We start from the raw sequence: 10,000 nt of genomic DNA on the forward strand, positions 1-10,000 counted from the left end.
GTCGTCCCCATCCTTGTAGAGGTACTGCATCTTCTTGCCCTCCACGTAGATGTCCTGAAGCTTTTCACCACTGTTGAAGGTGCGGTCCACGATGGAGCCGCTTTCCATGTTGCGGAACTTGGTGACGACCTTGGCGCCGCCGCGTCCCATCTTGAGGTGGGAGTACTCCAGGCATTCCCACAGGCCGCCGTCCATCTCCACCTTCGTGCCATTCCGAAGTTCAGTCACGCTGATCATGTTTCAACTCTCCCTTTTTGCTCGCCTTGTTCGGCCGGGGCGCTCGCCTGGCCGTCCAGAGATCAGTCCGGAGCACGGGCGCCGCGCCGCGCGGCAACAGGCACGATTCTAGCAGAGGCGTCAAGGGTCAGACGCTGATGTTCCAACCGCCCTGATCATCCTGGGTCGTGGCCTGTGCGGGAACATTCGCCTGCAAACTTTCGCTGACAAGTCGCCAGCGACCCTCAGTGAGTGAAGGCTCCAGACCTGCGGGCAAACCGGCCACTTCCAGGCGGGTGACGTTCAGTGGCTGTGGACCGTGGGTCACGGCTGACGCGCCCATGACTTCCAGTTCTCCAGTGGGTCCTGTGAGGCGCAGATATCGCCGGTGAAGCAAGGAGCCGTCAGGGAGAGCAAGGACGTTCAGCGGGTCAAAACCCGTCGCACTCCATGGAACCTCGGCCTGGAGGGTGAGGCGGGGACCGGGCAGGCTCCGGAACTCTGTCACCAAGGCGGTGAGCTGGCTATCCGCGGCCTGAACTGCCCGGCGCGCGGCTTCCAGCAGTTCCGGGCTTGGCTCAGGTTTCTCTGCGGCACTGACCTGGGCCGCCAGCAGTTCATCCAGTGGAATCCCCGCCATGACCTGTGTTTGCCAGCCTTCCCCTCGCCGCGCCACCAGATGCGCCAGAGCCGCGCCGCTGCGGTAAGCCCACTCCCGCACGTTCGCTCCGGCATCCTGTCCCCCGTCCAGCCGGGGGAACTCCTTCAGAAAGCAGATTTCGACGAAGTGGGCCAGGCCTTCCACAGTCTCCATCCGCTGCTCGTAACGGACGTGTTCGGGGTGCAGATGCTCGAAACGCACGCTCCGCCAGGCCAGGGCTTGACGCGCGGCCGCCTCCCAGCCCTCTGGATGGGCCAGGGCCGCCGCAAGGTGCACGGCTTCCTGCGCGCGGGCGTGCGCCACCGTCAGTTCTGTCCGGGGATAGGTGAGGGCATCCAGTTCATTCGCCTCCCAGGCGGGGGAAGGGTGGATGGCCTGAAAGACATGAAAAGCCTCATGCACCAGCAGGGCTGCCAGCCGCTGCGGCCCCAAGGTTTCCAGCCCATGAGCGAGGATGCCTGCCGCAACGGTGCCGCCGGGCAGCGTGACCGCCGTATTGGCAATCAGCGCCGGATGCCGCCCCGGCCATGACCAGCCGTCTGCCCCCTCCGTCCAGCCCTGCTCCTGTGGAAGCGCCCCGCTGAGGTGGGTGGTCTGTCCGTCGAAAACGAGCAAGGGAACCTTTGCGGGATGGAAGCCCGGCCACAGGTTATCCGGAGCAGACAGAACAAGAGTTCTGACCTCGTCAAGCCAGGACGTGGGAGAAGCGGTGGACATATGACATTCTAGTTCGTAGTCCTCTTCGCGCGCTTGCCAGGATTTGCTACACTGCCAGGGTTGCTTGGCCCCCGCCCCGCCCCCGGCGCGACATGCCCGGACGCGGCGCGAGTGAGGCGGCCAAAGTGCCCCCCCGGAGGAAACACGCACATGGAACTGAGAGCCACCCCCCGCAAGAGCCAGGAAAAGCTGGCCGAAGGCATGATCCCCGCCGTCGCCTACAACAAGGAGAAGAACGTCAACTTCGCCATCGAGCGCAAGGCCTTTGACCGCGCCTTCCGCCAGCAGGGCACGACGGGCCTCTTCGACATCACCATCGAGGGCGGCGAAACCTTCCCGGCGCTGGTCAAGGCCGTGCAGATGGACAAGCGCCGCCGCGAGGCCATCCACGCCGACTTCTACATGGTCACCTACGGCGAACCCATCGAGGTCAGCGTGCCCGTCCATACCAGCGGCAAGGCGCAGGGTGAGGTCCAGGGCGGCCTGGTGGACATCGTCGTCCACAACCTGAACGTCATCGCCCCCGGCCCGCGCCGTATCCCGCAGGAGATCGCCGTGGACGTGACCCGCCTGAACATCGGTGACCACGTGACTGCCGGGCAGATCAGGCTCCCCGAGGGCGTGAAGCTCGCCGTGGACGCGGACCTCGTCGTGCTCAGCGTGCTGCCGCCCCGCCTCAGCGCCGAGGAGCTGGAAGCCCAGGCGCAGGCCGCCCAGGTCGCGGGCATGGTCGCCAGCGGCGAGATCTCCGAGGCCGCCGCCGAGGCCGTGCTGGAAGGTGCCGCCAGCATCGAGGAGGTCAAGGCTTCCGAGGGCAGCGAGGCCCAGCGCGAAACCGAAGCGGCCAGCGAAGAGGCCAACCAGGGCTAACCCCCAGAACAGAGAGAGGGCCGGGATTCCCGAAAGGGCGTTCCGGCCCTCGCCTTTTGGCCTGTTGAAAGGGCGTTCCCTTGCTGGTGGGAACGCCCTTCCTGAGTGAGAGCCTACGCTCCCGCCGCCGGTGTGGCGGCCGGGGGACCGGTCGGCACGCTGACTTCGGCCTCCCGCACTGCCGGATGGGCCGCGCGCCCCCGCTCGAACAGGGAGAAGGCGGCGGGCACGACGTAAAAGGTCATCAGGGCCGAGACGCTGATGCCGCCCACGATGATGATCGAGAGGCTCTTGCCGAACTCGCTGCCGCTGCCCCGGTTGAGCAGCAGCGGAATGCTGATCACCAGCACGGTCAGGGTGGTCATGATGATCGGCCGGAAGCGCAGGCGGCTGGCCTCGATCAGCGCCTCCCGCAGCGGCAGCTTCTGCATCTGCTCCACCACGAATTCGAGGTAGATGATCGCGTTCTTGGCCGAGAGGCCGATCAACAGGAGGAAGCCCAGCACGCCGAAGATATCGAGCGTGCCGCCGACCAGGAACATCATCCAGTAGGCCCCGGCGACCGCGAAGGGCACCGGCAGCAGCAGGTACAGCGGATAGCGGAAGGAGTTGAACTGCGCGCCCATCACCAGATACACCAGCAGCAGCGAGAGGGCGAACGCCTGGAGGCCCAGCGACCCGATGCGGTTGCCGATGGCAAAGGCGCTGTTGCGGTCCGCCTTGCCCACCGTCACCAGGTTGTCGATCACGCCCGCGCGGGTCAGCGCCGCCGTGAGCTGGTCCTGCAACTGGGTGGCGGTCAGCTTGCTGGCGGGGTCGGGTTCGATGGAGAGGTCGAGGCTGTAGAGCCGGTTGGTCCGCTGCACGCTGTTGGGCGCACTCGCCTGCACGATGCTGCCGAGCTGGCCCACCGTCACGCTGCTCTGGAGGGCATTGCTGTAGATCGGCAGCGACAGCAGCGACTGGTCGTCTTGCAGGTACTGCGGATCGAGTTCCACGCTGATCGGATAGGTCACGCCTCCGATCTCGACGTTGCCGCCGCTGGAGCCGCTGCCGTAGGTCCCGAGGGCCTGCGCCACGGTATTGGCCGTGAGGCCCGCCTGGGCCAGCAGGCCGGGATTGGGCACGAACTGGTTTTCCAGGGTGGTGTTGTCCAGGCTGCTGCTGGCGCTCAGGACGTTGGGATTCTGCTCCAGCACGTTCACTGCCATCGCCGCGCGCTGCTTGAGCAGGTCGTAGTTGTTCGCGACCAGCGTGAGGCTCTGGCTGTTGCCCTGCCCCCGGAACCCGCCGCCGCTGAAGACGTTGGCGCGCACGTCGGGATAGTCGCTGAACATGCCGCGCAGCGCCTGCTGGTAGGTGCCGGTCAGCGTGGCGATGTCCTCCCGCTCCGTCTTGGGCTTGAGGGTGATATTGAGGTTGGTGCCGTTGGGCGTGACGCTGGCCTGCACGCTTCTCACCTCGGGCCGCCGCAGGAAGTAGCCCTCCAGGCGGCTGACGAGTTCGTTGCGCGTGTTCAGCGACAGCCCGCTGGGAAGGCGCAGCCCGGCCCGCAGCGTTCCGGAATCGGTGGCGGGCGTGAAGGTGAAGTGCATGCGCGGCACGACCAGCAGCACGGTCGCCACCAGGAACGCGGCGGCGATCAGCAGCACCCCGGCGCTGGCGTTCAGGGCGCTGTCCAGGCTGCGGACATAGGCTTCCCGCACCCCCACCAGCAGCCGGTCGGTCAGGCCGTGCAGCGTCGTGGTGAGGGCCTCCAGCACGGCGAGCAGTGCGCCCCAGAGATACCGGACCACACCCAGGACGAGGGGGAGCAGCAGGACCGTGAGCAGCAGCAGCCGGTTCTCGGCCCGCGTCCACAGCACGGCCAGGAAGGCGGCGGCCAGCACCCAGAACCACCACGTCCGCACCGAGGCCAGCCCCCAGCGCATGGCCTCCGGCAGGCGGCCCAGCACGCGCGGCACGTCCCGCCAGCCCAGCGGCGCGGCGTCGGGCGTGTAGGCCATGCGGACGGTCAGGAACAGCAGCGCCTCCAGCCACGAGAGCAGCACGGCGGCGGCCAGCCCCAGCGAGAACTGCTTGACGTACTCGCCCACGATGCCGCCCATGAAGCTGACCGGAATCAGCACCGCGAGCAGCGACAGCGAGGCGGCCGCGACCGCGCTGAACACCTCGGACGCGCCGCGCAGCACGGCCTCGACGCGCCCGAAGCCCATCGCCCGGTACCGCTCGACGTTCTCGGCCACCACGATGGAGTCGTCCACCACGATGCCGATGGCGACGATCAGCGCCAGCAGCGACACCTGGTTGAAGGTGAAGCCCATCAGCTTGTAGAGGATCGGCGCGGCGGCCAGCGAGATCGGAATGGCCGCGATCACCGTCAGGGCCGTGTTCAGGCGGCCCAGGAACAGCAGCGTGACCAGGGCGACCACCAGCGCCGTGATCCACAGTTCATGCGTGGTGGACGCGATGCTGGCGCGGATCGGCCCGGTCGTGTCGTTGCTGTAGGTGACCCTGTACCCGGCGGGCAGTTTGATCCCCGCGATCAGCGCCTTGACCCCGTCCACGACCGCGACCGCGTTGCTGCCCGCCGTCTGCTGGATGCTGACCAGCACCACCGGCAGGCCGTTCACGCGGGTCACGCCGGTCGCGGTGCTGCTGTCTTTCACGCTCGCCACGTCCGAGACGCGCACGCCCTTGGCGGCGTCGAGAATCACGTTCGCGATGTCGTCCAGGCTGGTCAGTTTGGCGTTGGTGGTGTAGGTCAGGCTGTTGCCCTCCCGCGTGACCGTCCCGATGGAGGAACGCACGTTGCTGCCGCTGATCGCGTTCGCCACGCTCTGAGGCGTCAGGCCGTAGGCGCTGAGCTTGTTGGGGTCGAGCAGCACCTCGACGCCGCGCTGCGAGCCGCCGCTGAGTTCCACGTCCGCCACGCCCTCGACGCGCTGGAGGGCGGGCACGAGCTGGTTGTTCACGTAGTCGTACACGTCGGCCTGGCTGGCCGTGCCGCCCGACACGCCGAATTCCAGAATCGGCTGGGCATTCGGGTTGAAGGTGCGGACGCTGGGATTCCCCGCGCCCTGCGGCAGTTGCCGCGCCGCGCCCGACACCAGCGAGGCCACCTGGTTCGCCGCAGCGTTCTGGTCGGTGCCGTCCTCCAGTTGCAGCGTCACGCGGCTATTCCCGGTGTTGCTGGTGCTGTTGATGCTGGTCACGTTGGGCACCTGCGCGACCGCGCTCTCGATGACCTGCGTGACCTCCTCGTCCACCGAGGTGGGGCTGGCCCCGGGGTAGGACGTGCTGATGTTGACCACCGGGATGTTCGTGCTCGGCAGCAGGTCCACCCCCAGCGACCGCATGGACACGAACCCGAACACCACGACGCCCACGAAAATCCCGATGGCGAGCACGTAGCGCGCGACCGAGAAGCCCACCAGCGAGTTCACGCCGCCGAACACCTTCTGGCCCACCTGGCGAATCATGGCATCCCCCCGGGAGGCGGCCCGCCCGCACCACCCGCGCCGCCCCGCCGCCCGCTGCCGCCGCTGGCGGTCGTCACACTCGCGCCGTCCAGCAACCCGGTCGGCGGCTGGGTGATGACCTGGCTGCCCGCCTCGATCCCGCTGACCGCCGACTGCGTCCCGGCCTGCCCCAGCACGTTCACCTCATGCTGCTGCGCCTTGCCGTTCTCGATGGTGAAGAGGTACGTCTGGTCATTGTCCGCCTGGAGGGCCGTACTGGGCACCAGCACGCCCGACGCCACCTTCGCGGAGTACACCACCGATCCGACGGTGCCCAGCGCCGGGGGGCTGGACTCGGTAAAGCGGGCGATGACCGGCACGCTCCCGCCCGTGGGGGCGCCCGCGTTCTGGATCACCTTGAGCGGGTACTTCTGCTGCCCCACCACGAAGGTCAGGGCCGCGCCGACCGGCAGGGTCCCGGCTTCGGTGGTGGGCACGTTCACGGCCACCTGCCGCTGACGGCTGACCAGCGTGAAGGCCGGGCTGTTGGCGGCGAGGTACTGCCCCTCGCTGACGTTCAGGCTGGTGATCTGCCCGGCAAAGGGCGCGGTGACGCGGGCCGCTGTCGCCGCCGCCTGGGCCTGGTTCAACGCGATCTGCGCGCGCTGCACGGCGAGGCGGGCCTCGGCCAGGCCCTCCGTCTGCGCGCGGGTGTTGTCCGCGAGATTCGCCTGGGCGGTCGTCAGGGTGGTGCGCGCCGCCTGCACCTGGGCGTTCTGGTTGTTCACTTCCGTCCGTGACGCCGCGCCGATGGCCGCAAGCTTCTGCAAGGCCGCGAGGCTCTGCTCGGCGTTCGCCAGCGTGGTCTGGGCGGCGCTGACCTGCTGCTGAAGCTGCGCGCGGGCGCTCTGCACGCTGTTCGTCTGGCTGCGGAGCTGCACCTGCGCCGTTTCCAGCGCGTTGCGCGCACTCTCCACACTGGTGTTCAGGTCGCTGTTGCTGAGCGCCAGGACCGTCTGCCCCGCGTTCACGGTGCTGCCCACGTCGGCCGCAATCCGGGTGACGGTACCCGACGTGCGGGCCGAGACGGTGGTTTCCTGCGCCGCCGCCACCGTGCCCGTCAGGCGGCGCTCGGTGCGGAGGGTCCCTTCCTTGACGGCGGTGGCCTGAACCGGAATGGTGACGCCGGTTCCGCCGCCTGTGCGGCCCGCGCCTGTCTGCCCCTGGCTGCCTGCACGGCTGCGCCCGGTTCCTGGCGCTGCACCGAAGGCTCCGCCAGCGGTCCCTCCCTGTCTGCCTGCCGCCGTCCCCGCGCCTGCCTGCCCACCCGCGTTCTGTCCCCCTGCATTCTGTCCCCGCGTCCCCCGGGCCCCCGCTCCCTGCGGGGCACCACCTGAGGCTGACCTGCCGCTGAAACCGGCACCACCGGAACCGGCCCCGCCGAAGCCTCCTCCGGCGGTCGCGGTGCTGCTCGCGTCGTCCTGCCCCAGCCGGTAGCCGACGTAGCCGACGCCCCCCAGCAGCAGCGGCACCAGCAGCCAGCCCCAGGGAAAGGAGCGGGATTTCCTCCCGGGAGGGGCGGGCGTCTGGTGCGGCGCAGGGGCAGGCGGGCTGTCCTGATCCGAAACTGGCCTGGTCACCTGATCCATGCCGTCATGGAACCACCGTTTCGCGAAGGAATATCGAAGAACGCCCGCCTCTCCCGCTTCCCGGCATCCGGCCAAAAAGCCCACCAGGACGACACCGCGAGGGCCTTCGAAGAATCTTCACACTGGGAATCGGTCACGAATCTACCCTGGGGTATGCCCACCGAAGACCTGACCCTCCCGCTGGATGGCCCGGTGCCCAACAACCCCCAGCCCGTCCGCCTCTCCCGCGCCGCGCTGAAAGGGAAGACGCCCGCGCAGATCGAAGCCCACCTGCGTGAGCGCGGCTGGACGAACGCCTGGCGCGACGGCATCTACCCCTTCCACCACTACCACTCCACGGCCCATGAAGTGCTGGTCATCGCCCGTGGGCAGGCCCGACTGACCCTCGGCGGCGAGGGCGGCCCGCAGGTACAGGTGGGGGAGGGGGACGTGCTGGTTCTGCCCGCCGGAACGGGACACAAGAATGACGGCAGCAGCCCCGACCTGCTGGTGATCGGGGCTTACGCCGGGGGGAGGGAATGGGATTTGTGCCGCCCGGAGGAGACGGATGTGGAGGCGGCGCAGCAGAGGATTGCGGGGGTGCCGGACCCGGAACGCGACCCGGTAAGCGGAGAGGCGTGGGTGGAAGCTGGGGCAATTCGGGCCGGGAATCGGAGCCGCTTCAGGTCGTGGGTTCATTTGCCAGCACCCGCTCGATCCGCCGATCCGGAATCAGCCACATCAGGGCGACGGCGGTCAGCATCAGCCCGGAGACGATAACGCCCGTCTGCCCGAAAAAGGGCGCGACAATGGCGATCAGGTAGGCCGCAATCGACAGGTTGCCCTTCAGGTCGCGGCCCGTCGCGTCGGCCAGCAGGTGATTGCTCGCGTCGGCGCGGATGATGGTGCGGACCAGAATGGTGTAGGCCACCGCCGCCATCAGCGCCACGAAGCCGTAACAGCTCATCGGCACGGCGGCAAAGTGACTCTCGCCCGCCCAGCCGGTCACGAACGGAAACAGTGACAGCCAGAACAGCAGATGCAGGTTCGCCCACAGGATGCCCCCGCTGACGCGGTGGACCGTCAGCATCAGATGATGGTGGTTGTTCCAGTAAATCCCGACGTACAGAAAGCTGATGACGTAACTGAGCAGCACCGGCCAGATGCGGGCGAGTTCGCGCCAGTCGTGGCCTTCCGGCGTTTTCAGCTCCAGCACCATGATCGTGATGATGATGGCGAGGACTCCATCCGAGAAGGCTTCCATGCGGGACTTGTTCATGCCGGGTTTTACCACCAAGTTCCCAGATGAAGAAGCGGCCAGCCCCTCCCCGGAAGCCGACCGCCTCTCCTAACCCCTAACTCCTACCCCTGCCTTACGCCGCCCCCACCTTCTGAGCGATGATCCCCTCGATGTACTTCACCACGCTCTGGAGCGGCACGCGCGAAAGCACGTCTTCGAGGAAAGCCGTCACCAGCATCTTCTCGGCCAGTTCCTTGTGGATGCCGCGCGAGCGCAGGAAGAAGAGGGCTTCCTGGTTGACGGGTCCCGTAGTGGAGCCGTGCGAGCAGCGCACGTCGTTGGCGTTGATCTCCAGTTGCGGCACGCTGTAGTTCTGCGCCTCGCTGGAGAGCATCAAGGTGCGGTGCTTCTGGTAGGCGTCCGTTTTCTGCGCGCCCAGGTCCACCTTGATCATGCCGCTGAACACGCCCACCGACTGGTCGGCGTTCACGCCCTTGTACAGCAGGTCGCTGTGCGCGTGCGGCGCGGCGTGGTGCTGGAGGGTGTAGTGGTCGAAGTGCTGGTCCTCGTTGGCGAAGTACAGCGCGAGCATTTCCGAGTCGCTGCCCTGGCCGCGCAGGTAGCTCTGCATCTCGGTGCGGCTGAGGGTGCCGCCCATCGTCACCACCAGGCTGTTAAGAACCGCGTCGCGGGCCACGTCGCCGCGCTGGCGCTGGATGTGCGTGACGCCCTTGCCCCAGTTCTGGATGGAGACGTACCGCAGCCGCGCACCCTGCTTCACGACCAGCTCCACCGCGCCGATGGCGTAGGTGCCGGGTAGCTCCTCGCTGTCCTGCTCGTCAATGAAGGTGACCTGCGCGTTCTCCTCGGCCACGACCAGCGTGCGGGTCGCCGTGTAGGTGCCCGCCTCGCTCATCACGCGGAAGCTGCCCAGGGGCAGTTCGACTTCCACGCCGCGCGGCACGTACACGAAGGCGCCGTTCGTCCACAGGGCCGCCGCCAGCGCGCTGAACTTGCCCTCGCTGGGGTCGGGGGACTTGCTCGGCGTGGTGCCGGGTGCAGCGATGGTCGTGTCGTCGGGCACTTCCGCCGGAACCACGCTGTAGAGGTACTGCTGCACCTTGTCGGCGTGCTGCTCCACCGCCGTCTTGAGGTCGGTGAAGATGACGCCCTTCTCGCGCAGTTCGGCGGGCAGTTCGGTGGCGTA

8 protein-coding genes (2 of these 8 running past the window's edge) are annotated in these 10,000 nt (G+C 67.8%); 2 read left to right on the forward strand and 6 right to left on the reverse strand.

Annotation, left to right across the window (positions count from 1 at the left end):
* Together efp and E5F05_RS09045 are read right to left on the reverse strand one after the other, a co-directional pair.
* Positions 1 to 237: the 5' end (the start) of an elongation factor P gene (gene efp, locus E5F05_RS09040; protein ID WP_129118293.1), read on the reverse strand. 321 nt of this gene lie to the left of the window's left edge; 237 of the gene's 558 nt are visible here — the first part of the coding sequence; the start codon lies at positions 235 to 237; the stop codon falls past the left edge of the window.
* 127 nt (positions 238 to 364) lie between these two features.
* The gene (locus E5F05_RS09045) at positions 365 to 1,492 is read right to left on the reverse strand and encodes a hypothetical protein (protein WP_129118294.1); all 1,128 of its coding nucleotides are present in this window, start codon (positions 1,490 to 1,492) and stop codon (positions 365 to 367) included.
* Positions 1,493 to 1,744: 252 nt separating this feature from the next.
* Here E5F05_RS09045 and E5F05_RS09050 point away from each other — a divergent pair, with 252 nt between their 5' ends.
* On the forward strand, positions 1,745 to 2,464 hold the full coding sequence (locus E5F05_RS09050; protein WP_129118295.1) for a 50S ribosomal protein L25/general stress protein Ctc: 720 nt from the start codon (positions 1,745 to 1,747) through the stop codon (positions 2,462 to 2,464).
* Between the two features lie 113 nt (positions 2,465 to 2,577).
* Here the strand turns inward: E5F05_RS09050 and E5F05_RS09055 are convergent, their stop codons facing one another.
* Both E5F05_RS09055 and E5F05_RS09060 read right to left on the reverse strand, forming a co-directional pair.
* Positions 2,578 to 5,946, reverse strand: a complete 3,369-nt coding sequence (locus E5F05_RS09055; protein WP_129118296.1) for an efflux RND transporter permease subunit — start codon at positions 5,944 to 5,946, stop codon at positions 2,578 to 2,580.
* Positions 5,943 to 7,574, reverse strand: coding sequence for an efflux RND transporter periplasmic adaptor subunit (locus E5F05_RS09060; RefSeq protein ID WP_129118297.1), 1,632 nt, complete (start codon positions 7,572 to 7,574; stop codon positions 5,943 to 5,945). The genes E5F05_RS09055 and E5F05_RS09060 overlap by 4 nt, the downstream gene beginning before the upstream one ends.
* 153 nt (positions 7,575 to 7,727) lie before the next feature.
* Here E5F05_RS09060 and E5F05_RS09065 point away from each other — a divergent pair, with 153 nt between their 5' ends.
* A complete protein-coding gene (locus E5F05_RS09065; RefSeq protein ID WP_129118298.1) occupies positions 7,728 to 8,333 on the forward strand; it encodes a cupin domain-containing protein in 606 nt (201 codons plus the stop codon).
* On the opposite strand, the gene E5F05_RS09070 is transcribed toward E5F05_RS09065, so the two are convergent.
* Entirely contained in the window at positions 8,236 to 8,832 is a 597-nt protein-coding gene (locus E5F05_RS09070) for a TMEM175 family protein (protein ID WP_129118299.1), read from the reverse strand. The two genes, E5F05_RS09065 and E5F05_RS09070, sit on opposite strands and share 98 nt — an antisense overlap.
* Before the next feature lie 94 nt (positions 8,833 to 8,926).
* A protein-coding gene (sufD, locus tag E5F05_RS09075; RefSeq protein ID WP_129118300.1) for a Fe-S cluster assembly protein SufD crosses the window boundary here: on the reverse strand, positions 8,927 to 10,000 show its 3' portion. It continues 279 nt past the right edge of the window; the window shows 1,074 of its 1,353 coding nt (coding positions 280-1,353); the start codon falls outside the window, past its right edge; its stop codon occupies positions 8,927 to 8,929.

Origin of the sequence: Deinococcus metallilatus, assembly GCF_004758605.1 — a bacterium.
Lineage (GTDB): Bacteria > Deinococcota > Deinococci > Deinococcales > Deinococcaceae > Deinococcus > Deinococcus metallilatus.